This window comes from Actinacidiphila polyblastidii, assembly GCF_036353415.1.
In the GTDB taxonomy this organism is placed as follows: domain Bacteria; phylum Actinomycetota; class Actinomycetes; order Streptomycetales; family Streptomycetaceae; genus Actinacidiphila; species Actinacidiphila polyblastidii.
The window spans coordinates 56,990-80,255 of record NZ_JAZEWV010000029.1; the positions used below are offsets into that span (position 1 = coordinate 56,990).

The window sequence follows — 23,266 nt, forward strand, 5'->3', positions numbered from 1 at the left end:
TCTCACCCTGCCTCTCCCGGCCGTCTGCCGGGAGAATTGACGGCCGCACACCATCTCGGCAGCACTGTCTCAACCTGTCAGCATCGTCGAAGCAAGATCGTTCAGAGGAGCCGCCTCATGTCCGACTTCGTGCCGGGACTCGAAGGAGTCATCGCGTTCGAGACGGAGATCGCCGAGCCGGACAAGGAGGGTGGGTCGCTTCGCTACCGCGGGGTCGACATCGAGGAACTCGTCGGGCACGTGGGCTTCGGCAACGTGTGGGGCCTGCTGGTGGACGGGCGGTTCAACCCCGGACTGCCGCCCGCCGAGCCGTTCCCGATCCCGGTGCACTCCGGCGACATCCGCGTGGACGTCCAGTCCGCGCTGGCGATGCTCGCCCCCGTCTGGGGCCTCAAGCCGCTGCTGGACATCGACGCGGACGAGGCCAGGGACGGCCTCGCGCGCGCGGCCGTGATGGCGCTGTCGTTCGTCGCCCAGTCCGCCCGCGGCCAGGGCCTGCCGATGGTGCCGCAGCGGGAGATCGACAAGGCGCAGTCCATCACCGAGCGCTTCATGATCCGCTGGCGCGGCGAGCCCGACCCCAAGCACGTCGCGGCGGTCGACGCGTACTGGACCTCCGCCGCGGAACACGGCATGAACGCCTCGACGTTCACCGCCCGGGTGATCGCGTCGACGGGTGCGGACGTCGCGGCGGCGCTCTCGGGCGCGGTCGGCGCGATGTCCGGCCCGCTGCACGGCGGTGCGCCCTCGCGGGTCCTCGGCATGATCGAGGAGATCGAGCGCACCGGCGACGCCGAGGGCTACGTGAAGTCCGCGCTGGACCGCGGCGAGCGCCTGATGGGCTTCGGGCACCGCGTCTACCGCGCGGAGGACCCGCGGGCCCGGGTGCTGCGGCGTACGGCGCGTGAGCTGGGCGCGCCGCGCTACGAGGTCGCGGAGGCCCTGGAGAAGGCGGCCCTCGCCGAGCTGCACGCCCGCCGCCCCGACCGGGTGCTGGCCACGAACGTCGAGTTCTGGGCCGCGATCATGCTGGACTTCGCGCAGGTCCCCGCGCACATGTTCACCTCGATGTTCACCTGTGCGCGCACCGCGGGCTGGTCGGCCCACATCCTGGAGCAGAAACGTACCGGCCGCCTGGTCCGGCCGTCGGCGCGCTACATCGGGCCCGGCCCGCGCGGCCCGCAGGACGTCGAGGGGTACGAGCGGATCGGCGGCTGAGCGAAGCGGTCGGCATGCCGGTCGGCGGCAGGCCGACCGGCGGGCGGGCAGGCACAGCGGGGCGGGGTCGCGGTAAGGGGCTCCGCCCCCTGTGTCGCGTCCCTTACCTCGCGTCGTCGGCAGGCGCCCGCTCAGAGGACTCGGGCGGTTCGGATTCCGGCCGGGGCTCGGGCGGCTGCCCGTCCAGCCCCTCTGCCAGCACCTCGGCGAGGTGCCGCGCGCGGACGCCGCCGAGCTGGGCGATCTGGGTGCGGCAGGAGAAGCCGTCCGCGAGGACGGCCGTGCCGGGAGCGGCGGCCCGCAGGGCGGGCAGCAGCGCCTCCTGCGCGCACGCTTGCGACACCTCGAAGTGCCCCCGCTCGAAGCCGAAGTTGCCGGCGAGGCCGCAGCAGCCGCCGGTGAGTTCGCCGGTGAGTCCGGCGCGCTCGCGCAGCCTGCGGTCGGCCGCGTCGCCGAGCACGGCGTGCTGGTGGCAGTGCGTCTGTCCGGCGACCGCGCGGTCGATCCGCGGCGGCCGCCAACCGGGCGCGAACTCCTCCAGCGTCTCGGCGAAGGTCCGCACCGACGCGGCGAGCCGGGCCGCCCGCGGCTCGCCGGGGCCGAGGAGTTCCGGCAGATCGGCGCGCAGCGCCGCGGCGCAGCTCGGTTCGAGGACGACGAGGGGCAGCCCGGCGTCGAGCAGCGGTTCGAGCCGGTCGAGAGTGCGCCGCATCACGGCCTTGGCGTGGCCGAGTTGGCCGGTGGAGACCCAGGTCAGGCCGCAGCAGACGGCTTGGGGCGGTGTGACCACCCGCAGTCCCGCCGCTTCGAGGACCCGGACCGCGGCGCGCCCGGACGCGGGCGAGAGATGCTCGGTAAAAGTGTCGGGCCACAGGACCACCGTCGGCTCAGCTGCCTCGGCCGTTAGGCCGTTCGTGTTTCTGGCACTCCACCATCGAGTGAATGTCTCGGATGCCAGTTCGGGCAGTTCGCGCTCCCGTGCGAGCCCGCCGATACGTTTCAGCAGCGATGCCACCGATCGGTTTGCGGCAAGTGCGGACAGCAGCCTCGCGAATGGCGCCGCGGCCCGCAGCCACACCGGCAGCCAGCCCATCGCGTAGTGCGCGCGGGGCCGCAGCCGGCGCCGGTAGTGGTGGTGCAGGAACTCCGCCTTGTACGTGGCCATGTCGACTCCGACCGGGCAGTCCGTGCGGCATCCCTTGCAGGAAAGGCACAGGTCGAGGGCGTCGCGCAGGTCGGTGGAGCGCCAGCCGTCGGTGATCAGTTCGCCGGCCAGCATCTCGTGCAGCAACCGGGCCCGACCGCGGGTGGAGTGGCGCTCGTCCCCGGTGGCGCGGAAGGACGGGCACATGACCGCGGAGTCGCCGGGGGGCGCCGCGGTCCGGCATTTGGCGACCCCGACGCAGCGCCGGACGGCGGCGGAGAAATCCCCTCGGTCATCCGGATAGGTGAATTCCACGTCGACGGGACGGGAGTTCGCGGGGGGAAGCACGGCGAAGCGGAGGTTGGTATCAATTTCCTCGGGACGCACGAGCATCCCCGGGTTCATTCCGCGGTCGGGATCCCAGAGTTCCTTGAAAACTGAAAAGAGTGCGATCAATTCCGGGCCGTACATCTTCGGCAGCATCTCGGCGCGCGCCTGCCCGTCGCCGTGCTCGCCGGAGAGCGAGCCGCCGTGCGACACCACCAGGTCGGCGGCGGCCTCGGAGAAGCGGCGGAAGCGGGCGACTCCGGCCTTGTCCACGAGGTCGAAGTCGATCCGCACGTGGACGCATCCGTCGCCGAAGTGGCCGTACGGCGCCCCGCGCAGCCCGTGCTCGGCCAGCAGGGCCCGGAATTCCCGCAGATACGCGCCCAGTCGGGCCGGAGGAACCGCGCAGTCCTCCCAGCCCGGCCAGGCCTCGCTCCCGTCGGGCATCCGGGTGGCGATGCCGGCGGCGTCCTCACGGATCCGCCACAGGGCGCGTTGTTCCGCGGGCCCGGCGACGACGGCGTGGCCGGTCACGCCGTCGTCCGCCGTACGGCACAGCTCCCGGGCGCGCGCCAGGGCCTCGTCAGGGTGGTCGCCGCCGACCTCGACGAACAGCCAGGCCCCGCCGCGCGGCAGGCTCGCGCCCCGCGGGCCGACAAGGTCCGCCGCCATGCCCTCGATGGTCAAGGGCCGCTGCGGCAGGAGCAGATGGGCGGCCTCCGCGGCCGCTGACTCGTCGGGGTAGCCGAGCACGACCAGGGCGCGGGCAGCGGGGACGGGCACCAGCCCGACGGTCGCCTCGGTGAGCACCCCGAGGGTTCCCTCACTGCCGGTGAAGGCCCGGACCGCGTCGCGGCCGTGTTCCGGGAGCAGGCTGTCGAGGGCGTAGCCGGAGATCCGGCGCGGCAGCTGGGGGAATCCGGTGCGCAACAGGGCGAGGTGGTCGTCGGCGAGGCGGCGCAGCCCGTCGCGCAGCGCCGGGGCGCCGCCTTCCGGCAGGCCGCCGGCCAGGTGGAGGCGTTCGCCGCGGTAGGTGAGGACGTCGAGCGCCCGCACGTTGTCCGCGGTGGTGCCCCAGGCCACGGAGTGCGCGCCGCAGGAGTTGTTGCCGATCATGCCGCCGAGCGTGCAGCGGCTGTGTGTGGAGGGGTCCGGGCCGAAGGCGAGGCCGTACGGGGCGGCGGCCGCCGCCAGGTCGTCCAGCACGACTCCCGGCTGGACGCCGGCGGTTCTGGCCGCGGGGTCCACGTCAAGGACGCGGTTCATGTACCGGGTGAAATCCAGCACGACCCCGGTGCCGGTCGCCTGGCCGGCGATGGAGGTGCCGCCGCCGCGCGGTACGACGGGCAGGCCGTGCTCGCGGCACACGGTCAGGGCCGCCGCGACGTCGTCCGCGTCCCGGGGGGCGACCACCGCCGCGGGCACCCGGCGGTAGTTGGAGGCGTCCATGGTCATCAGGGCGCGGGACCCGGCGTCGGCGGCGACGTCTCCGCGCACCGCGGCCCGCAGATCCCGCTCGGCGTCGGGCGTGAGACCAGGTTCCATGGGTCCAGCTTGCCCGTTCCGGGGTGCCCGCACCGCGCCGCCGCACGTCGGCGCGGCGTCAGTGCGGCGTGAGTGCGGCACCGGCTCGGCGCCGGCGGGAGCGCCCGTCTCACGGCGTCTCACCCGGTGGGACGGTCACGGAAACATGACGGTTACGCACTACGCTGCGAGCGTGGCCGATATTCAGATTCCCGCTGACATCAAGCCCGCCGACGGACGGTTCGGGTCGGGCCCCTCCAAGGTACGGACCGAGGCGCTCGACGCCCTGGCCGCCACCGGGACGTCCCTGCTCGGCACCTCCCACCGCCAGGCGCCGGTGAAGAACCTGGTGGGGCAGGTCCGTGACGGCGTCCGGCAGCTGTTCTCGCTGCCCGACGGCTACGAGGTGGTGCTCGGCAACGGTGGGTCCACCGCGTTCTGGGACATCGCCACGCACGGTCTGATCAACCAGAAGTCCCAGCACCTGTCCTTCGGCGAGTTCTCCTCGAAGTTCGCGAAGGCGGCGCAGCTCGCGCCGTGGCTGGCGGAGCCGACGATCGTCAAGTCGGAGCCCGGCACCCACCCGGACCCGGCCGCCGAAGCGGGCGTGGACGTATACGCGTTCACCCACAACGAGACGTCCACGGGCGTCGCCGCGCCGATCCGGCGCGTCGCGGGCGCCGACGACGGCGCGCTGGTCCTGGTGGACGCGACCTCGGGCGCCGGCGGTCTGCCGGTCGACATCACCGAGACGGACGTGTACTACTTCGCGCCGCAGAAGTCCTTCGCGGCCGACGGCGGCCTGTGGCTGGCCGCGTTCTCCCCGGCAGCGCTGGAGCGCGCCGCCTCGATCGCGGCGTCCGGCCGGCACATCCCGGCGTTCTTCGACCTGCCCACGGCGATCGACAACTCGCAGAAGAACCAGACGTACAACACCCCGGCGCTCGCCACGCTCTTCCTGCTGAACCAGCAGCTGGAGTGGATCAACGGCCAGGGCGGCCTGAAGTGGGCGGTCGACCGCACCGCGGACTCGTCCTCGCGGCTGTACGGGTGGGCCGAGAAGGCGTCGTACGCCGCTCCGTTCGTCGCGGACCCGGCCAAGCGCTCCCAGGTCGTCGGCACGATCGACTTCGAGGACGGCATCGACGCCGCCGCGGTGGCGAAGGTGCTGCGGGCCAACGGCATTGTCGACACCGAGCCCTACCGCAAGCTGGGCCGCAACCAGCTGCGGGTGGCGATGTTCCCGGCCGTCGACCCGGCCGACGTCGAGGCGCTGACCGCCTGCATCGACTACGTCATCGGGAAGCTGTGACCCGTTGACGACGGGAGGGCCCGCGCACGGGCCCTCCCTCTGACCGGCGGGGCGCAGGCTTGGGGGCTGCCCGATCTCGAGCCCTCCCGCGTTCCGCCGCCCTCCCCCTGCCGCGGACGGCTCAGTCCTTCCTGGGGCGGCGCAGCGATTTGCGCAGCCCGTAGCCGAGCGCGGCGATGCCGGCGAGGATCGCGAAGCCCAGCACCTTGTTGCCCGCCTTGTGCGCCGGGACGTCCTTGGCGGTGCTCGCGCTGCTCCCGTGGCCGGGGGCGGCTGAGGGCGAGGCGTCGTCGGCCGGGAGGTCCGCGGCGCTCAGCGGGACCCGCCAGACCTGGCTGTCCTTGCCCTCGCTGCCGTACATCAGCGCGCGACCGTCGGTGGTGAAGGTCACCGACTCGCCCTGCGGTTCCATCGGCACGTCCAGGCTGGCGAGCTTCTTCGGCAGGCCGTCCACCCAGCGGTACTCGGTGGACCAGAAGTAGCCGCGCAGCACCAGGCGGCTGCCGTCGGGGGAGAAGGCGCCGTCGGTCACCCAGGGCACGTCGGCGACGGGGTGGAAGAGGTTCACGCCCTCGGTGCTGAGCTTGGCCGGTCCGGCGTAGAGGTGGCCGCCGTCCTCGTGCTTGCTGGCGATGTAGACCCGCCCGGTGGTGGGCTGGACCATCAGCGCTTCGGCGTTCCGCGGGCCGCCCTGGTAGCGGACCTTGTAGCGGGTGACGTCGACGGTCTGGTCGTGGAGCTGCTGGGGTTCGTGGAAGCGGTAGATCCACACCTCGGGCCAGGTGCCGTCGAGGTTGTCGCCGATGTCGCCGACGTAGAGGTCGCCGTCCGGGCCGATCGAGATCGCCTCCACGTCGCGGGCGTGGACGCCGCGCATGGTGACCTTGGCGAGGGTCTTCCCGGTGGAGTCGACGGCGAAGACGTACGGGCCGTCACCGCTGTCGTTGTGCGTCCAGTAGACGCCCGGGTGGGCGCGGCTGGCGGCCAGCCCGCTGGATTCCGTGATCCGTGGATCGCCTATCCGGAAAGCCACGGAAGGTCCGCTGTCGGCGACGGCGGGCAGGGCGGAACCGCAGGCCAGGGCGAGGGCGGCGCATACGGCCGCCGCCGGGAGGTACGCACGCATGCACCCCAGTGTCCCTGGTCGCAGGCGAGTCCGGGATGATGCCCCGCATGCGGTACCTCTTCGTCGGCGATTCCATGACCGTCGGTTCGGCCGGCGACTTCACCTGGCGCTACCGGATGTGGCAGCACCTGTGCGCCGCTGGGGAGCCTTTTTCCGTGGTGGGCCCGCGGGTCACGCTGTACGACCGGGCGAGCGACTCGGCGGTGTCGGCGGACTACGCCGACCCCTCGTTCCCGGCGCACGCCCGCCGCCATCTGGCGGGCTGGGGCGAGGGCTGGCGGCACATGGTGCCGCTGATCGGGGACGCGGTCCGCGAGCACCGGCCGGACATGCTGCTGATATCGCTCGGCCTGATCGACCTCGGCTTCTACAGCGACGCCGAGGAGACCGCGCGGAACGTGGTGCGGTTCATCGCGGCGGCCCGCACGGCGCGGCCCCGCCTGCGGATGGTGCTGCTGCCGGTGATCCCGAACACCCGGGCCGACCTGGACCCGGACTTCGCCGGCCAGTGCGCGGAGCTGAACGAACGGATGGCGAAGTCCGTCGCCGACCTGGACAGCCCCGAGTCCCCGCTGCTGATGGCCTCACGCCCGGACGGCTACGACATCCTGCTGGACACCTACGACGGCACCCACCCCAACGTCAGGGGCGAGCACAAGCTGGCAGCGGCGTTCGCGGACGCGGTGTACCAGGCGTGGGGCGTCGGAGCGCCGTACGAGGCTGCCTGAGAGCGCGCGGCGTACCACCTGTCGGGACCGCCGCGGGCGGCCCTTGATTCGAGCGCACTCGAAGAGCTTGGCTTGACCTCCATGGAATACACGCAGCTCGGACGTACCGGTCTGAAGGTCAGCCGACTGGTGCTGGGGACGATGAACTTCGGTCCGCAGACCGACGAGGCCGACAGCCACGCGATCATGGACGCGGCGCTCGCCGCGGGCGTCAACTTCTTCGACACCGCCAATGTCTACGGCTGGGGTGAGAACAAGGGCCGCACCGAGGAGATCATCGGAAGCTGGTTCGCGAAGGGCGGCGGCCGTCGCGACAAGACGGTGCTGGCCACCAAGGTCTACGGCAACATGGCGGCCGAGGGCGAGGAGTGGCCGAACTACGACCGGCTCTCCGCGGTCAACATCCGCCGGGGGGTCGAGGCGAGCCTGAAGCGCCTGGGCACCGACCACATCGACCTGTACCAGTTCCACCACGTGGACCGGCTGGCGCCGTGGGAGGAGATCTGGCAGGCCGTCGACGTGCTGGTGCAGCAGGGCAAGATCCTTTACGCCGGCTCCAGCAACTTCGCCGGGTGGCACATCGCCCAGGCCAACGAGGCGGCCGCGCGGCGCGGTTCGCTCGGCCTGGTGAGCGAGCAGTGCCTGTTCAACCTGATGGAGCGGCGGGCCGAGATGGAGGTCATCCCGGCCGCCGAGCAGTACGGCCTGGGTGTCATCCCCTGGTCGCCGCTCAACGGCGGCCTGCTCGGCGGCGCGCTGCGCAAGCAGCGGGAGGGCGGCGGCGCACGGTCGACCAGCGGGCGCGCGGCTGAGTCGCTGAAGTCGAAGGAGCAGCGCGAGCAGGTCCAGGCGTACGAGGACCTGTGCGACAAGCACAGCCTGCAGCCCGGCGACGTGGGCCTGGCCTGGCTGCTGACCCGGCCGGGCGTGACCGGTCCGATCGTCGGGCCGCGGACGCAGGACCAGCTGGACTCGGCGCTGCGGGCGGTGGAGCTGACGCTGCCGGAGGAGTTCCTGGCCTCGCTCGAGGAGATCTTCCCGGGTCCCGGCCCGTCCCCGGAGGCGTTCGCCTGGTGACTTCCTGACCGGTGGCGCGGCCGACGCCCGGCCGGCGTGTGGGGCCGTCGCGGTCAGTGGATCGCGGCGGCCACGACCACCACCGCGATCATCAGGACGAAGGCGGCGGTCATCACGCGGGTACGGGTCTTGGGGTCCACCCTTCGAGGTTAACCGGCCGTGCCCGCGGGGCCGTCATCCGGTCCGCCCGGGGGATGCTCGCCGCCCAGCGGCCAGGACGCCACGGCGTCGTAGCGGGGCTGCTCCCCCGGCACCCCGGAGCGCGGCAGGACGCTGCCGACCAGGCAGAGGGTGTCCGCGGACCACGGCGAGCCGCGGAAGCCGGCCAGCGCGTCGGCGAGCGGCCGCAGCCGTACCGGCCGGGAGCGCTGGGCGCGGGCCAGGGTCAGGTGGGGGCGGAAGCCGCGCTCCTCGTCGGGCGGCGCCCCGGCGCGGCGCGCGGCGGCCCGTACGGAGTCGGCGAGCCGGCCCAGCGCCGTCGTGTCGCCTTCCGCGCCCGCCCACAGCACGTGGTCGCCGAACCGGCCGGCGCCGGCGAGCCGCAGGTCGTGGGGGCCGTGGCGGTGCGCGGCGCGCTCCAGCCGCAGGTCGAGGTCCGGCCGGACGTGGTCGGGGACCTCGCCGAGGAAGGCGAGGGTGAAGTGCCAGCTCTCGGGTGCGGTCCAGCGCAGCGCGCCGGCGTCGGGGAGACGGTGGAGGGGCCGCAGCGCCGCCGCCAGTTCGCCGGCCGCGGCCGGCGCGGGCAGCAGCGCCACGAACAGCCTCATGCGGCCGAGCTGAGCCGGGGTGCCTCGGCGTCGGCGGGGGCCGCGCCGTCGGCGTCGCGGGGCACGAAGGAGATCAGCGGCTGGTCCTTGGCGCGGCGCAGGTTGACCCGCAGCCGCAGGCCGCCCGCACGGGCCAGCACCAGCCCGACCGCGGCCGCGGCGCCCGCGGAGACCAGGCCGCCGGACAGGAAGCCGATCCGCGCGCCGTAGGTGTCGGTGACCCAGCCCATGACCGGGCCGCCGACCGGGGTGCCGCCGACGAAGACCATCATGAACAGGCTCATCACCCGGCCGCGCATGACGGGGTCGGTGGCGAGCTGCACGGTGGCGTTGGCGGTGGTGTTGAAGGTCAGCCCGAAGACGCCGATCGGCACCAGCAGGGCGGCGAAGACCCAGAAGGTCGGGGCGAGGGACGCCACCGACTCCAGCAGCCCGAACAGCAGGGCGGCGGCGACCAGCATGCGCAGCCGGGTGCGGGTACGGCGGGCGGCGAGGAGCGCGCCGATCAGGGAGCCGGCCGCCATCAGGGTGTTGAGCAGGCCGTAGGTGCCGGCGCCGCTGTCGAAGACCTTGTTGGCGAAGGCGGAGAGCCAGATCGGGAAGTTGAAGCCGAAGGTGCCGATGAAGCCGACGAGCACGATCGGCCAGATGAGTTCGGGCTTGCCGGCGACGTAGCGCAGACCCTCGCGGAGCTGGCCCTTGCCGCGCGGGGCGCGTTCGATCTTGTGCAGCTCCGAGGTGCGCATCAGCAGCAGGCCGAGGAGCGGCGCGAAGAACGACAGGCCGTTGACGAGGAACGCCCAGCCGCTGCCGACCGCGGTGATCAGCACGCCGGCGACGGCGGGGCCGACGAGGCGGGCCGCCTGGAAGTTGGCGGCGTTCAGCGAGACGGCGTTGCGGAGCACGGACGGGCCGACCATCTCCGCCACGAAGGTCTGCCGGGTGGGGTTGTCCACGACGGTGACCACGCCGAGCAGGAAGGCGATGGTGTAGACGTGCCAGACCTGGACGACGCCGCTGAGCGTGAGGGTGGCGAGCATCAGGCCGAGCAGGCCGAGCGCGAGCTGGGTGCACAGCAGGATCTTGCGCTTGGGGTAGCGGTCGGCGATGACGCCGCCGTAGAGCCCGAACAGCAGCATGGGCAGGAACTGCAGCGCCGTGGTGATGCCCACGGCGAAGGACGAGCCGGTGATGCTGAGGACCAGCCAGTCCTGGGCGATCCGCGACATCCAGGTGCCCGTGTTGGAGATCACGGCACCGGTGGCGAACAGCCGGTAGTTGCGGATCTTCAGTGCGCTGAAGGTGCTCGTCCTGGTCTCCGCCGGACGGTCAGGTTCGGTTGCGGTGTGTGGTCCGGCTGCCGAACTCAATCGGTTCTCGCCTGCCCTTCGTCATGTCTGCGGGTTCTTCGGGTTCCTCGGGTGCTGCGGGCGCGCCGCCTCCGCACGACGGGGTCGCCGTCCTGGAGGCGCGGCGGGCGGCAGGGGTGAGGGGCGGGCGGGCGAGGCGCCGCGCGTGCGGCCGTGCGGGCCGTCGTGCGGGGGGCCTCACAGGTGGGCCAGCTTCTCGAGGACGGGGGCCGCCTGGCGGAGCACCGCGAGGTCCTCCTCGTCCAGTCCCTCGGCGAGCTGCGCCAGCCAGGCGTTGCGCCGGTTGCGGCTCTCGGCGAGCATCGCCTCGGCCTGCTCGGTGCGGCTCACCACGACCTGGCGTCGGTCGTCGGGGTGCGGCTCCCTGCGGACCAGTCCCTTGGCCTCCAGCATCGCCACGATCCGGGTCATCGACGGGGGCTGGACGTGCTCCTTGCGGGCCAGCTCCCCCGGGGTCGCGGACCCGCAGCGGGCGAGGGTGCCCAGCACCGACATCTCGGTGGGGCTGAGCGACTCGTCGACGCGCTGGTGGCGCAGTCGCCGAGACAGTCTCATCACGGCTCCGCGCAGTTCGCTGACGGCGGCGCGGTCGGCCTCGGACAGTTCGGTCACGTTCATTAGGTTAGCTCATTACCTAGACTAAGTACACCTGCCACGCATCTCCTGCGTCACACCGGTGCACCCTCGCCCCAGGGGAGCCTGCAGCCGTCGGACACGCGGCCCGCTCGCGCTCCGGCTCTCACCCTCCGACTGTCACGTCGCGACCGGCACGAGGCGACCGGATATCACCCATACGGGTGATATTTCGGCGGAAAGCGACACGCCGAGGCGCCCGGTCCGGGGACCGTGGGGTCATGGCATCGAGAGTGCTCAGCCTCCGGATTGACGCCGACCTGTGGGACCGGATCAGCCGCCATGCCGCGAAACGCGGAATGAGCGCCCAGGACTACGTGGCCAGGACGCTCATCCGCGATGACTTCGACGAGCGGTTCATGGCCGCCGTCGAGGAGACCGACCGTTTCTACGGCCGGGAGGACGCTCAGACCAGGCCGAGCGCCGGCATCAGGTAGTAGAAGGCGAAGACGGCGCCGACCACGTAGAGGGCGATCGGGACCTCACGCCAGCGGCCGGCGGCGACGCGCAGCAGGCAGAAGGTCAGGAAGCCGATGCCGATGCCGTTGGTGATCGAGTAGGTGAACGGCATCAGCACCATGGTCAGGAACGCCGGCACCGCGATGGTGAAGTCGCTCCAGTCGATCTCGCGGATCGATCCGGCCAGGATCAGGAAGCCGACCGCGACCAGCGCGGGCGTGGCGGCCTGGGCCGGGACCATCGTCGCCAGCGGCGTGAGGAACAGCGCGAAGACGAACATCAGGCCGGTCACCACGCTGGCCAGGCCGGTCCTGGCGCCCTCGCCGACGCCCGCGGTGGACTCCACGAAGCAGGTGTTGGCGGAGGAGGACGTCGCGCCGCCGGCGGCCGTGGCGATGCCGTCGATCATCAGCACCTTGCTCATGCCGGGCAGGTCGCCCTTGGCGTCGAGCAGCCCGGCCTCGTCGCTGACGCCGAGGATGGTGCCCATCGCGTCGAAGAAGCACGACAGCAGCACGGTGAAGACGAAGAGGATGCCGGTCAGCACGCCGACCTGGTGGAAGCCGCCGAAGAGGCTGACCTTGCCGATCAGCCCGAAGTCGGGCGCGGAGACCGGGTCGCCGGGCCACTTGGGGACGGTCAGCCCCCACTTGTCGGCCGGGATGTCGGCGACCGCGTCGAGGATCAGCGCGAGCACCGTCATGGAGACGATGGAGATCAGGATCGCGCCGGGCACCTTGCGGATGACCAGCGCCAGCGTCAGCAGCGTGCCGAGGATGAAGACGAGCACCGGCCAGCCGGTGAGGTGGCCGTCGGCGCCGAGTTGCAGCGGCACAGTGGTGTGCGCGGCGTCCGGGATGCGGCTGACGAAGCCGGAGTCCACCAGGCCGATCAGCAGGATGAACAGGCCGATGCCGATCGCGATGCCCTTGCGCAGGCCCAGCGGCACCGCGCTCATCACGCGCTCGCGCAGTCCGGTGGCGACCAGGATCATGATCGCGAAGCCGGCCAGCACGACCATGCCCATGGCGTCGGGCCAGCTCATCCGGGGGGCGAGCTGGAGGGCGACGACCGTGTTGACGCCGAGGCCGGCGGCGAGGGCGACGGGCACGTTGCCGACCACGCCCATCAGCAGGGTGGTGAAGGCGGCGGTGATGACGGTCGCGGTGACAAGCTGCCCGCCGTCCAGATGATGGCCGAACTTGTCGACGGCCGACCCGAGGATGATCGGGTTGAGCACGATGATGTAGGCCATCGCGAAGAAGGTGGCGAGGCCGCCGCGGATCTCCCGCGGGATGGATGAACCGCGCTCGGAGATCCGGAAGTAACGGTCCAGGCCGGTCGCGCGCGAACGCCCGGTGGGGGTGGGCGCGCCGACCGTGGCGGGGGCCGAGGTGGACATGCGGGTCCTCTTCGTGGCTCGAATTCGCCGCAGATTGGGCGATCATACGAATGTTTTCAGTCAACGAGTGACTGTTTCAGTATGAACAAACAACAAACGGAACGCTATCTTCGCGCGTAGACCCCTGTGCCGCCCGGCCTCCGCGACCCGCCTCCGCCACCACCGGGGTGCCGCTTACGATGTCCGCATGAGCAGCAAGGAGCGCGTCCCCCTGCGCGAGGCACCCGCGCCGCTGGAGGCGAACGACGTCGCGACGGTCGTCGTCGGCATGAGCGTGTGGTTCGCGCTGTTCGTCGGGCAGCTGCCCTTCTACGGCTGGTACTCCGACCACGGCCACACTTGGTTCATCTGGACCTGCCTGGCCGGCGGCTGCCTCGGCCTGGTGGGCCTGTGGTACGTACGCGCCCGCCGGGACGCCATCCGGCGCGCCACGGCGGCCGGCGCCGACGCCCCCGCCGAGGGCGGGCAGCGCCCCGGGCAGGACTCCGGACCGGGGCCGCTCGCCGGCTGACCCGGCCGCACCGCCGCCACCGCACCGCCGCCCCCGGCCCGGGCGGGCGCGGCCCGGGACCGACCGGCGCGCAGGTCGCGGAGCGCGTCGCGCGCGGCGAGGTCGACGACGTGCCCGTCCGCTCCTGGCGGCCCACCTCGGACATCGTCCGGGCGAACGTCTTCACCCGCTTCCACGCGATCGTCGGCGTGCTCTTGCTGGTCGCCCTCGTCGTGGGCCCGATCCAGGACGGCCTGTTCGGCTTCGTGATCGTCGCCAACACCGCGTCTGGCATCGTCCAGGAGTTGCGGGCCCAGCGGACCCTGGACAGCCTCGCGGTGATCGGCGCCGCGCCGCCCCGGGTCGGGCCTGGCCGGGCAGCGCCGGCGAGCGGGAGACGCTGGGGATCGGGGTACGCCGGGGCGCCGCGCAGATCCCGGCGACAGGCCCTAGTCGAACCAGCGGTCCCGCGACAACTCCTCGGTGCGGGTGGGGTCTTCGAGCAGCGCGGCCAGCTCGAAGCGGCGCTCCCAGTGGCCGGAGGCCCAGGCCAGTCCGGCCGCCACACCCTCCACCGTGGAGGCGTGCAGGACCCCGCCGGTGTAGCGCCAGTCCACCTCGACGCCGCCGGTGACGAGCAGCTGCTCGTGCTCGACGTACGTGGTGGGCGCCCCGGGGAGCAGGTCGTGCACGGCGGCGAGCACCTCGTGGACCTCGCCCTCGGAGGACACCTCGGCGGTCAGGGCCTCGCTCAGCCGGCTCACCTGGAAGAGCTCGGCCAGTTCGGCGGCCAGCCGCGGCGGCACCGGCAGCAGCGGCCGCCCGGCGGCCAGCGGCAGCAGGTCCGGGGCGTCGGCGACGAGCGCCTCGGCCGCAGCGACGACGACCGGTTCGCCGTCGACGACGGCCCGCACCTCGTCGGGGAGCGTGACCTCTTCGGGGTCGAGGGCGGCCAGCGCCGTGTAGAGCCGGTGGAGTTGCGCGGTCCCTACGGTGCGGGCGGGGTCGGCGAGCCGGGCCAGCAGCTCGGCGGCGCCCCCGGGTTCGGCGAGCAGCGCGGCCACCGAGGTGCGCACCCCGAGGGCGCGCAGCACCTGTTCGTCGACCGCGAGGTCGGTGTGCGCCTCGTCGTAGAGCCCGGCGAGCAGCCGGTCGCCGCCGGCCGCGCGCAGGCCGACCGGACGGCGCCCGTCGAGCACCGGGTGGTCCCGCAGCCACCAGGCGGCGTAGGGGCGTACGGACTCGGTGGTGCCGTCGGGGAGGAGCACCCGGACCTGCGCGGTGACGGCGTCGCGCAGCGGCGGCCGGGAGAGCAGGGCGAGCGCCTGCGGCCAGGCGTCGTCGTCCACCAGGTCGAGGTCGCGCACCCCGACGATCTCGGTGGCGACCGGCGGCACGTCGGTCTCCGGCAGCTGGTCGAGGACGTCCTCGCACCACACGTCGACGGCGTCCAGCAGGCCCACGTCGTCCGGCTCGGCCCAGTCGGTGTCGCGGGGTTCGAGGTCGTCGGGGTCGAGCACGACGTCGTCGGCGCGGACCAGGGCGAAGGTGGCGAGGACGCCGACGGCGGTCAGCGGCTGCTCGCCCCAGCGGTCGGCCAGGTCGGCGTCCACGGCGGCGAGTTCGCCCTCGCGCAGCACCGACTCCAGCGGGCTGCCGGGCAGGATCAGCTCGCCGGCGGGGGCGAGTTCGCCGTCCTCGTCGGGGAGCGCGAGGGCGGCCAGCCACGGTTCGTCGCCGGGCGCCAGGCCGGCCGCCCTGGCCAGGCCGAGCACGGTCTGCGCCAGCTCCTCGGCGTCCAGGCCGCTCTCGTCGTCCCAGGCGGCCCGGTCGTCGTCGAGGGAGGCGGCCACGGCGGCCCGCACCTGCGGGGTGGTCAGCACCGCCCGGGGCGTGGCGGGCGAGGCGCCGAGCTTCTCCAGCAGCGGGTGGGCGGCGTCCGCGTGGGCGACGCGCAGGCCGAGGCGGGACAGCAGCGCCGGGTCGGCGGATGCGCGCCCGTCCTCCCCGGCCACCGGCAGCAGCACCTGGCGGGGGCCGACCACGGTACGGCCGTCGGCCAGCGGCACCGGCAGGCCGCTGAGCACGTCGGCGTCGGTGCCGGCCAGCGCGTCGTAGAGCCGCCACCACCAGCCGGCCGGGCGTTCGGCGCCGGCCAGGCGGTCCACGGCGTCGGCGAGGGTGAGCCGGGCGACGCCCAACTGGCGCAGCGCGGGGCGGCGTTCGAGGGCGGCCGGGACGAGGGTCGGCAGCACCTCGGCGAGCACCAGGACCGCCTCGGCGGTGGCGCCCTCGACGACCTCGGCCTCGACCGGGCGCAGCGCCTGGCTCTCGCCGGCCAGCGGACCGCCGCCGTCCCAGGTGTCCTGCTCGGCGTGGGCGGCGGCGTCCGCGTAGGGCGCGTAGGGCTCATAGGGCGCGTACGGAGCTTCGGCGTACGGGGTGGCGCCGTCCGGCGCGGGGGGCTCCGCCGCGCGCGGCAGGAAGGCCGTGCGGGGCAGCTCCGCGAGGATGCGGCGGCGCAGCTCGGCGTCGAGTTCCCCCTTGCCCAGCGGTCCCGGCACCAGGTCCACCACGCCGACGCCGACCGGCCGCCACCCGGCGAGCAGCCGGACGTACGCCTCGGCGGCGCGGCTCAGCAGGAAGTCGGTGAGCGGCCCGGACGCGGCGTGCCGGCGGGTCGGGTCGAGCGGGAAGGAGGCCAGCAGCAGCGCGGGCAGGCCCAGCGGCTCGTCGGTCGGGGTCGGCGCGTGCACGACGGGGGCGGTGCGGGGCGCGGCCGGGGCGCCGTCCTCGTCGACCGGCACCGCCCAGGTCACCGACCAGACCGGGCGCAGCCGCTCCTCCACCGGTCGGTCGCTGAGGAGTTCAGCGGTCAGCGGCCCGCCCGAGGCGTCGACCCGCCAGCGAGTGGGGGCACTTCGCGCGGAGTCCTCGATCACCACGTCACCGCCGTCGCCCTGACGCCGGGTCAACGTCCGCACGCCGGATGAGGTTTCGACGACGACCTCGGACAGGGCGGGCAGCGCGAGCAGCAACGCGTCGTCCACGGCCATGAGCAGACGGCGTGTCAGATCCTCCGCGGAGCCGTCGCGCAGCGGCAGCACGACGACCGTGTCGTACGTGTCGGGCGCGCTGCCCTCCGCCGGGAACGGGATGCGCAGCAGCGGGACATGGCCGTCGCGGCGGCGCAACTCCTCTGCCAGACCCGGGACTTCCTGGGCCAGCGTGCGCGCTTCGGCGAGCGACCAGCGCACTCCCCCGGTGCGGCCGACGACCGCGGGCTCGTCGGTGACGGCGAGGACCGCGGCGAAGCCGACGCCGAAGCGGCCGACGGCGCCGGGGCCGTCGTCGCGCTTGGCGGAGGCGCGCAGCGTGGAGAGCGACTCGACGGCCGCGGCGTCGAGGGGCGCGCCGGTGTTGGCGGCGGCGAGGACGGCTTCGCCGCCGGGCTCGGCGTCGTGCAGGGTCAGCCGGAGCCGGCCGGGGGCGCCGGCGCGGACGGCGGCGTCGGCGGCGTTCTGGGCCAGCTCGATGACGAGGCGGTCGCGGTAGCCGCCGAGGGCGAGGTCCTCCTCGGCGTTGGCGTCCTCACGGAAGCGGGCGGCGGAGCCGGCCCAGGCGGTGAGGACGGCGTGGCGCAGGGAGGCGGTGCGGAAGGGGTCGGGGTGGCCTTCCGGGGCCGTTCGGTTCACACCTGCGCGGGTCACGTACGGCCCTTCCGTCGCCTGGTCGGTCGGCCCCGTCCGGGGCCCTGCATTCGTGACGGTACCGCCATTCGGCGGTACCCCGCGCGCCGGGCCGCGGCGCCTCCACGACGCCTCCTCGTCCCGTCCCCGCCTCGTCCCGGCCCTGGCGGCACCCCGGCCCGGCACCGCCGCCATGGCGGCCTCCTGGCGGCCGCACCCCCACGCGACGGCGGCAGCCCTCCGTCCGCCCGGACGCCGGCACGCCGCCCGCGGTCACGCCGGGCCTCCGTCGGGTCGCGGCCCCCGCCACGCCGCGGCTGCGTCCCGCAGGAGCCCCGCCGGAGCCCGCTCAGGAGCGGCCGGGGTCCTCCTCGGCCCGTTCGGGCGCGTCCACGGAGGCGTGCGGGTCCGGGTGCAGCGGCAGCGCCTCCGTGTCGTGGAGGTCGTCGAGGACCATCGGCGCGGGGCGCGGTGGCGCGGGCATGACGGCCGCCTCGGAGTGGCCGCCGCAGCCGTACCCGAGCGAGACCAGTCGGCCGTCGGCGGGTGAGAACTCGTTGGCGCACACGCCGAACGCCTGGCTCAGCGAGCCCGCGACCGGCACCAGGAAGCCGCAGCTCACGCAGTTGGCGGGGGCCGCCTGGGCCATCACCGTCTTGCCGCCGAACTGCTCCTCCCAGCGGTCCGCCGCGCTGTGCAGGCCGAACCGGGACAGCACCCGCTGGCGGCCGTAGCCGAGCTGGGCGGCGACCGCGCCGATGGTGGCGACCGCGGGCGGCCGGGCGAGCACCTCCTCGTCCTCGGCGCCACCGGCCTGCGCGGCCTCGGCGGCCAGCGCCTCGACCTCCTCGTCGGAGGGCGCGCCCTCGCCGGTCCAGCCGGGTTCGAGCCGCAGGTCGTCCGCCTCGGTGGGCAGCAGGTCGCCGGGGCCCATGTCGCCGGGCCGCAGCCGCTCGCTCCACGGCACCCACTCGGGCGCCAGCACCGCGTCGCGCCCCGGCACCAGGACGGTCTCGTCGATCGTCACGGTCTTCGCGCGGGACGCCCGGGTCAGCGTGGTGGCCCACTGCCAGCCGCGGTAGGCGGGCTCCTTGCAGGCGAAGAAGTGGGTGACGACCCGGTCGCCCTCGGCCACGACGCCGAGATGCTCACCGACCGCGTGTGGCCCGGCGGCCTCCTCGGTCACGGCAAGCGCGACATCGACCGCCTCGGCGCACAGGCGGTCAGGGGTACGGCTTCGCATCGCAGGACTCACAGAAATCGTTTCTCTCTCTACGCCGTCTCACGTGTGCGCTCGCGGGCGGACGGACCCGGCGGACCCGGTGAAGGGAGCGGCGGCGGAGCGGACCTGTGGACCGCGTCAACGCGTTCGTTCCCTGCTTTCCCGGTCTGCCCGAGCGTCCTCGGGTGCACCTGTTGCCACCATTCTGCGCGATCGCACGCTACCTGTGCGCACCATGGGCGCAAAGGAGGGGGTGCGTGGACTTCCAATTGGGGCAGGATTGCGAACGTGGCACGAACGGTGACCGCGGGCCCAGGGCCCGTACGCAGGGCCGGGCGCGCCCTCGCGAACGGCGTGGGGCGCTCCGGCGGCGCCGTCGTGCGCCGGGTCAGGCGCTCGACACACGCGGGCGGCGCGGGCGAGTCGGGCCTGGCGAAACTGATCGAACTGCACGCCGTGCACTCGGCCGGCGACATGCTGGTCACCGTCGCGCTCGCCAGCACGGTGTTCTTCTCGGTGCCGACCGGCGAGGCGCGCGGCCGGGTCGCGCTGTACCTGCTGATCACGATGGCGCCGTTCGCGATCCTCGCCCCGGTCGTCGGCCCGCTGCTCGACCGGCTCGGCCACGGCCGCAGGGCCGCGATGGCCGCGTCGCTGGTGGCTCGCGCGGTGCTGGCCTGGACGATGGCCGGGGTGATCTCCACCGCGGGTCTCGGCCTGTATCCGGCGGCGCTCGGCGTGCTGGTGGCCTCGAAGGCGTACGGCGTGGTGCGCAGCGCGGTGGTGCCACGGGTGCTCCCTGCCCGGACCACCCTGGTGAAGGCGAACTCGCGGGTGACCCTCGCCGGGCTGCTGACCACCGCGGTGGCCGCGCCGGTCGGCGCGGGCCTGCACGCGATCGGGCCGCAGTGGCCGCTGTACGGGGCGTTCGTGATCTACCTGGCGGGCGCTCTGCTGTCGATGACGCTGGACCCGAAGGTGGACTCGGCGCGCGGCGAGGACCGGGCGCGGCTGTCCGCCGAGGAGGAGCCCGCGGAGGAGCCGCGGAGCCTGCCGGGCGGCTCCGACGGCGGTCTGGGCAAGCGGACGGGGCGTCCGGGGCTGCTCGGCGTCGGGTCCTCGGTGCTGCACGCGCTCCAGGGCAACTCGGGGCTGCGGGCGCTGTCCGGCTTCCTGACGATGTTCCTGGCGTTCATGCTGCGCGAGCATCCGCTGGGCGGGCTGACGCCCGCGGCGTCGCTGGGCGTGGTCGTGGTGGCGGCGGGCGCCGGCAACGCGCTGGGCACCGCGCTGGGCGCCTGGCTGAAGGCGCGCGGCCCGGAGGTGATCATCGGCGGGGTGCTGGTCTGCGCGCTGGGGGCGGCGACGGTCGCGGCGGGCTGGTTCGGGCTGTTCACGGTCGCGGCGGTCGCCGCGGTCGCGGGCATCTCGCAGGCGCTCGCGAAGCTGTCGCTGGACGCGCTGATCCAGCGCGACGTCCCCGAGGAGGTCCGCACCTCGGCCTTCGCCCGCTCGGAGACCGCCCTCCAGCTGTCCTGGGTGGTCGGCGGCGGTCTCGGCATAGTGCTCCCGCTGAACGGCCCGCTGGGCATGGCGGTGGCGGCCGGGCTCGTGCTGCTGGCGTTCGCGGTGTCGGTCCGCGGTCTGCTGGGCGCGGCCCGCCGCGGCGGCACCGCCCGCGCCCGGGTGGCCTGACGGGTCGGCGCGCGACGCAGCAGGGCGCGACGCGACACCGGACGGCGCGCCCCGGCGCGACCCGCACGGCGCGGCCCGGAGGCCCTCCGCGCGCGGTGCGCGGGGGCGTGACCGGGGCGGGGACACGTCGCACCCCCGCGCAGGCCGGGGGCGGCCGCCCGGTAGCCTCACCCCCATGAGCATTCGCCGCGCTGCCGCCACCATCGGTGCCCTCTCCCTCGGGCTCGTCGCCCTCACCGCCTGCGACAAGCCCACCGCACAGGCGACCGTGACCGTGGGCACCAGGACCGTCACGGCCGAGGCCGGCGACAAGTGCTACGCCCACGGCAAGAAGCTCCCGCAGGAGATCTTCGTGCAGTGCCTGCAGGCCAAGCCGACGCACCACATCACCGTGGGCGTCGGCGACAAGGTCCGTATCGGCGTGGACCCGGCGATCGGCAAGAAGGGCTGGCTGGTGGTGCGCGACACCTCGCTGGTCACGCAGGAGCTGCTCAAGGACGAGACGTACTGGACCGTCGACGGCGACCAGCTCTTCACCCAGCAGGACCCGCAGACCGGCCAGTCCTCGATCCTCAAGTCCGTGACGCTGAACGTCGTGGAGTCCGGCGACACCTCGGGCGCGGAGTCCTACCGCGTCATCCAGTTCACGCTCACCCGGGGGAAGTGACCCGCAGGACGTGTCCGCGCGAGTGTCGGAGCGCGACGGCGGCGGCCGCGACCGGGCGGGCCGCGGCGGCCGGCTGCTGGTGGTGACCGCGGTCGCCGCCGAGCGCGACGCCGTTTCCGCCGGTCTGGCCTCCGCGAGCAGCGCCATGGTCGGCGCCACGGTGATCGCGGGCGGGGTGGGCCCGGCGGCGGCCGCCGCTGCCACCGCGACGGAGCTGACCCTGGCGGCCGCGGCGGGCGAGCCGTACACCCTGGTGGTGTCCGCGGGCATCGGCGGCGGTTTCGCGCCGGCCGCGCCGGTGGGCTCGCTGGCCGTCGCCGAGACGATCGTGGCCGCCGACCTCGGCGCGCAGACCCCGGACGGCTTCGTGCCGGTCGCCGACCTCGGTTTCGGCGTCTCCGAGCACCGCACCCCCGGCCGGCTCGGCCGGACCCTGGCGGACGCCGTGGGCGCCTCGTACGGCCCGGTGCTGACGGTCTCCACGGTGACCGGCAGCGCGGAGCGCGCGGCGGAGCTGACGGCACGCCACCCGGGCGCGGTGGCGGAGGCGATGGAGGGCTTCGGCGTCGCGGAGGCGGCCGCGGCGGCCGGCGTCCCGGTGGCCGAGGTCCGCGCGATCTCCAACGCGGTCGGCCCGCGGGACCGCGCGGCCTGGCGGATCGGCGAGGCGCTGGCGGCCCTGACGACGGCCTTCGGGAAGCTCCCGGCGGCCCTGGAGGTTGGACCGGAACATGATTGACGCTGCTGCCCACCCGACCGGCGACGACGCGGCGCAGGCGCTGCGGATCGCCTACTCGCCCTGCCCCAACGACACCTTCGTCTTCCACGCCTGGGCGCACGGCCTGGTGCCGGAGGCACCGCGGGTCGAGGTGTCCTTCGCGGACATCGACGTCACCAACGGCATGGCCGAGCGCGGCGAGTTCGACGTGCTGAAGGTGTCGTACGCGGTGCTGCCCTGGGTGCTCGACGCGTACGCGCTGCTGCCGTGCGGCGGCGCGCTGGGCCGCGGCTGCGGCCCGCTGGTGCTGACCCGGGAGGCGGGCACCGGCACCGGCGCGGACCTGGCCGGCAGGACGGTGGCGGTGCCGAGCGAGCGGTCGACCGCGTACCTGCTGTTCCGGCTGTGGGCGGCGAGCCAGGTGCCGGGCGGGGTCGGCGAGATCGTGGTGCTGCCGTTCCACGACATCATGCCCGCGGTACGCGACGGCCGGGTGGACGCCGGGCTGGTCATCCACGAGGCGCGCTTCACGTACCGGAACTACGGCCTGCACAAGCTCGCGGACATGGGCGAGCACTGGGAGTCCGACACCGGGCTGCCGATCCCGCTGGGCGCGATCATCGCGAAGCGCTCGCTGGGCAAGGCGCGGCTGCACGCGCTGGCCGAGGCGGCCCGCACGTCGGTGCGGATGGCGTGGGACGACCCGGCGGCGTCGCGGTCCTACGTGCTCGCGCACTCCCAGGAGATGGACCCGGCGGTCGCCGACCAGCACATCGGGCTGTACGTCAACGAGTTCACCGCCGACCTGGGCGAGGACGGCTACGCGGCGGTGCGCGGCCTGCTGGACCGGGCCGCGGCCGAGGGTCTCGTCCCCGCCCTGTCCCCCGACGCGCTGGCCTTCTGAGCGCCGCCACCTCGACGCCCCGCCTCGACACCCGGCTCGGCGCCCCGCCTCGACACCCGGCTCGGCGCCCCGCCTCGACACCCGGCTCGGCGCCCCGCCTCGACACGCGGCTCGGCGCCCCGCCTCGACGGGCGCACCCGACAGCCCGCGCGCGACGGCGTTTTCGGTTTCCGGCGGGGAAATCGGGGCTCTCATTGACCGGCCGGCGCTTTGCCGGAGTGCTCTCCTCCGGTAAAGCGCCGCGCAAATCCGCTCAGTTGTGCCAATCGCTCAGGGGCCGAATCCGGCTATACGTCCAGCTGGTCCGCGACGACCCGCAACACCGAGGCGATCTTGTGGCCGTGCGCCTTGTCCGGGTAACGGCCCCGCTGCAGCGAACGCGCCACCTCCTCCAGCAGCGTGGTGAGGTCCTGGACGATCGGCAGCAACTCGTCCGGCTTTCGCCGCTGTGCGGCCGCCACGGACGGCGCCGGGTCGAGCAGCGTCACAGAAAGCGCCTGGTCACCGCGCTGTCCGGCGACGACTCCGAATTCCACGCGCTGTCCGGGCTTGAGGGCCGCCACGCCGTCCGGCAGCACCGAGGAGTGCACGAAGACGTCACCGCCGTCATCGCGGGAGAGAAAGCCGAAGCCTTTCTCACTGTTGAACCACTTGACCTTGCCGGTAGGCACGTCAGACCTCGTCCTCATTGATCGAAACCTGTGCTGAACAAGACGTCAGCGGGTCCACCGGAGACCCGCTGGCACCAGGCTAATGGCCTGCGGCCGTGTGACAAGACGCTCTGGTCCGCTACC

At 73.8% G+C, this 23,266-nt stretch carries 19 protein-coding genes and 1 pseudogene; 11 read left to right on the forward strand and 9 right to left on the reverse strand.

All coding sequences use genetic code 11. The annotated features are described in order from the left end of the window. The first annotated feature begins 117 nt into the window (after window positions 1-117). A complete protein-coding gene (locus V2S66_RS26245; protein ID WP_330799104.1) occupies window positions 118-1,218 on the forward strand; it encodes a citrate synthase 2 in 1,101 nt (366 codons plus the stop codon). 103 nt (window positions 1,219-1,321) lie between these two features. On the opposite strand, the gene V2S66_RS26250 is transcribed toward V2S66_RS26245, so the two are convergent. Then, window positions 1,322-4,234 (reverse strand): FAD-binding and (Fe-S)-binding domain-containing protein, encoded by a 2,913-nt coding sequence (locus tag V2S66_RS26250; RefSeq protein ID WP_330799105.1) that lies wholly within the window; start codon window positions 4,232-4,234, stop codon window positions 1,322-1,324. 172 nt (window positions 4,235-4,406) lie between these two features. Here V2S66_RS26250 and serC point away from each other — a divergent pair, with 172 nt between their 5' ends. Further along, complete coding sequence (gene serC / locus V2S66_RS26255; RefSeq protein ID WP_330799109.1) at window positions 4,407-5,525, forward strand: phosphoserine transaminase; 1,119 nt, start codon at window positions 4,407-4,409, stop codon at window positions 5,523-5,525. A 121-nt stretch (window positions 5,526-5,646) separates the two neighbouring features. On the opposite strand, the gene V2S66_RS26260 is transcribed toward serC, so the two are convergent. Then, window positions 5,647-6,651 (reverse strand): hypothetical protein, encoded by a 1,005-nt coding sequence (locus tag V2S66_RS26260; protein ID WP_330799112.1) that lies wholly within the window; start codon window positions 6,649-6,651, stop codon window positions 5,647-5,649. Window positions 6,652-6,698: 47 nt separating this feature from the next. Between V2S66_RS26260 and V2S66_RS26265 the strand changes: the two genes are divergently transcribed. Together V2S66_RS26265 and V2S66_RS26270 are read left to right on the forward strand one after the other, a co-directional pair. Beyond that, on the forward strand, window positions 6,699-7,379 hold the full coding sequence (locus V2S66_RS26265; RefSeq protein WP_330799114.1) for a GDSL-type esterase/lipase family protein: 681 nt from the start codon (window positions 6,699-6,701) through the stop codon (window positions 7,377-7,379). An 81-nt stretch (window positions 7,380-7,460) separates the two neighbouring features. Further along, complete coding sequence (locus tag V2S66_RS26270) at window positions 7,461-8,456, forward strand: aldo/keto reductase (RefSeq protein WP_330799151.1); 996 nt, start codon at window positions 7,461-7,463, stop codon at window positions 8,454-8,456. A gap of 149 nt (window positions 8,457-8,605) precedes the next feature. Here the strand turns inward: V2S66_RS26270 and thpR are convergent, their stop codons facing one another. The 3 genes from thpR to V2S66_RS26285 form a co-directional block, all read right to left on the reverse strand. After that, the gene (gene thpR, locus V2S66_RS26275; protein WP_330799116.1) at window positions 8,606-9,223 is read right to left on the reverse strand and encodes an RNA 2',3'-cyclic phosphodiesterase; all 618 of its coding nucleotides are present in this window, start codon (window positions 9,221-9,223) and stop codon (window positions 8,606-8,608) included. Then, window positions 9,220-10,593, reverse strand: coding sequence for an MFS transporter (locus tag V2S66_RS26280; RefSeq protein WP_330799119.1), 1,374 nt, complete (start codon window positions 10,591-10,593; stop codon window positions 9,220-9,222). The genes thpR and V2S66_RS26280 overlap by 4 nt, the downstream gene beginning before the upstream one ends. A 177-nt stretch (window positions 10,594-10,770) precedes the next feature. Next, entirely contained in the window at window positions 10,771-11,211 is a 441-nt protein-coding gene (locus V2S66_RS26285; RefSeq protein ID WP_330799121.1) for a MarR family winged helix-turn-helix transcriptional regulator, read from the reverse strand. A 236-nt stretch (window positions 11,212-11,447) separates the two neighbouring features. On the opposite strand from V2S66_RS26285, the gene V2S66_RS26290 reads away from it, so the two are divergent. Then, a complete protein-coding gene (locus V2S66_RS26290; protein ID WP_330799123.1) occupies window positions 11,448-11,663 on the forward strand; it encodes a ribbon-helix-helix protein, CopG family in 216 nt (71 codons plus the stop codon). Here V2S66_RS26290 and V2S66_RS26295 read toward each other — a convergent pair. Beyond that, window positions 11,633-13,087, reverse strand: coding sequence for an NCS2 family permease (locus V2S66_RS26295; RefSeq protein WP_330799125.1), 1,455 nt, complete (start codon window positions 13,085-13,087; stop codon window positions 11,633-11,635). The two genes, V2S66_RS26290 and V2S66_RS26295, sit on opposite strands and share 31 nt — an antisense overlap. 187 nt (window positions 13,088-13,274) lie before the next feature. Here V2S66_RS26295 and V2S66_RS26300 point away from each other — a divergent pair, with 187 nt between their 5' ends. Together V2S66_RS26300 and V2S66_RS26305 are read left to right on the forward strand one after the other, a co-directional pair. Continuing rightward, window positions 13,275-13,598, forward strand: a complete 324-nt coding sequence (locus V2S66_RS26300) for a DUF2530 domain-containing protein (protein ID WP_330799127.1) — start codon at window positions 13,275-13,277, stop codon at window positions 13,596-13,598. After that, window positions 13,595-13,942, forward strand: a pseudogene (locus tag V2S66_RS26305) (cation-translocating P-type ATPase); the annotation flags it as partial. The gene V2S66_RS26300 and the pseudogene V2S66_RS26305, both read left to right, overlap by 4 nt. Before the next feature lie 84 nt (window positions 13,943-14,026). Here the strand turns inward: V2S66_RS26305 and V2S66_RS26310 are convergent. Further along, on the reverse strand, window positions 14,027-17,272 hold the full coding sequence (locus V2S66_RS26310) for a sacsin N-terminal ATP-binding-like domain-containing protein (RefSeq protein ID WP_330799129.1): 3,246 nt from the start codon (window positions 17,270-17,272) through the stop codon (window positions 14,027-14,029). A gap of 343 nt (window positions 17,273-17,615) precedes the next feature. Continuing rightward, window positions 17,616-18,509: a DUF3027 domain-containing protein gene (locus V2S66_RS26315; RefSeq protein ID WP_330799130.1), complete on the reverse strand. Its 894-nt coding sequence runs from the start codon at window positions 18,507-18,509 to the stop codon at window positions 17,616-17,618. Between the two features lie 267 nt (window positions 18,510-18,776). On the opposite strand from V2S66_RS26315, the gene V2S66_RS26320 reads away from it, so the two are divergent. The 4 genes from V2S66_RS26320 (at window position 18,777) to V2S66_RS26335 (ending at window position 22,472) form a co-directional block, all read left to right on the forward strand. Then, a complete protein-coding gene (locus V2S66_RS26320) occupies window positions 18,777-20,183 on the forward strand; it encodes an MFS transporter (protein WP_330799132.1) in 1,407 nt (468 codons plus the stop codon). A 175-nt stretch (window positions 20,184-20,358) separates the two neighbouring features. After that, entirely contained in the window at window positions 20,359-20,850 is a 492-nt protein-coding gene (locus tag V2S66_RS26325; protein ID WP_330799134.1) for a hypothetical protein, read from the forward strand. Between the two features lie 10 nt (window positions 20,851-20,860). Next, entirely contained in the window at window positions 20,861-21,589 is a 729-nt protein-coding gene (locus V2S66_RS26330) for a futalosine hydrolase (protein ID WP_330799136.1), read from the forward strand. Next, on the forward strand, window positions 21,582-22,472 hold the full coding sequence (locus tag V2S66_RS26335; protein ID WP_330799138.1) for a 1,4-dihydroxy-6-naphthoate synthase: 891 nt from the start codon (window positions 21,582-21,584) through the stop codon (window positions 22,470-22,472). The genes V2S66_RS26330 and V2S66_RS26335 overlap by 8 nt, the downstream gene beginning before the upstream one ends. 287 nt (window positions 22,473-22,759) lie before the next feature. On the opposite strand, the gene V2S66_RS26340 is transcribed toward V2S66_RS26335, so the two are convergent. After that, window positions 22,760-23,143 carry a cold-shock protein gene (locus V2S66_RS26340; protein WP_330799139.1) on the reverse strand — a complete coding sequence of 128 codons (384 nt, stop codon included), beginning with the start codon at window positions 23,141-23,143 and terminating at the stop codon, window positions 22,760-22,762. Between the last annotated feature and the right edge of the window lie 123 nt (window positions 23,144-23,266).

Bases quoted from the DNA above. Each gene is read 5' to 3' on its own strand.
- V2S66_RS26245 (WP_330799104.1), top strand. From the start codon at position 118: ATGTCCGACTTCGTGCCGGGACTCGAAGGAGTCATCGCGTTCGAGACG.
- V2S66_RS26250 (WP_330799105.1), bottom strand. From the start codon at position 4,234: ATGGAACCTGGTCTCACGCCCGACGCCGAGCGGGATCTGCGGGCCGCG.
- V2S66_RS26260 (WP_330799112.1), bottom strand. From the start codon at position 6,651: ATGCGTGCGTACCTCCCGGCGGCGGCCGTATGCGCCGCCCTCGCCCTG.
- V2S66_RS26265 (WP_330799114.1), top strand. From the start codon at position 6,699: ATGCGGTACCTCTTCGTCGGCGATTCCATGACCGTCGGTTCGGCCGGC.
- V2S66_RS26270 (WP_330799151.1), top strand. From the start codon at position 7,461: ATGGAATACACGCAGCTCGGACGTACCGGTCTGAAGGTCAGCCGACTG.
- thpR (WP_330799116.1), bottom strand. From the start codon at position 9,223: ATGAGGCTGTTCGTGGCGCTGCTGCCCGCGCCGGCCGCGGCCGGCGAA.
- V2S66_RS26285 (WP_330799121.1), bottom strand. From the start codon at position 11,211: ATGAACGTGACCGAACTGTCCGAGGCCGACCGCGCCGCCGTCAGCGAA.
- V2S66_RS26290 (WP_330799123.1), top strand. From the start codon at position 11,448: ATGGCATCGAGAGTGCTCAGCCTCCGGATTGACGCCGACCTGTGGGAC.
- V2S66_RS26295 (WP_330799125.1), bottom strand. From the start codon at position 13,087: ATGTCCACCTCGGCCCCCGCCACGGTCGGCGCGCCCACCCCCACCGGG.
- V2S66_RS26300 (WP_330799127.1), top strand. From the start codon at position 13,275: ATGAGCAGCAAGGAGCGCGTCCCCCTGCGCGAGGCACCCGCGCCGCTG.
- V2S66_RS26315 (WP_330799130.1), bottom strand. From the start codon at position 18,509: ATGCGAAGCCGTACCCCTGACCGCCTGTGCGCCGAGGCGGTCGATGTC.
- V2S66_RS26325 (WP_330799134.1), top strand. From the start codon at position 20,359: ATGAGCATTCGCCGCGCTGCCGCCACCATCGGTGCCCTCTCCCTCGGG.
- V2S66_RS26335 (WP_330799138.1), top strand. From the start codon at position 21,582: ATGATTGACGCTGCTGCCCACCCGACCGGCGACGACGCGGCGCAGGCG.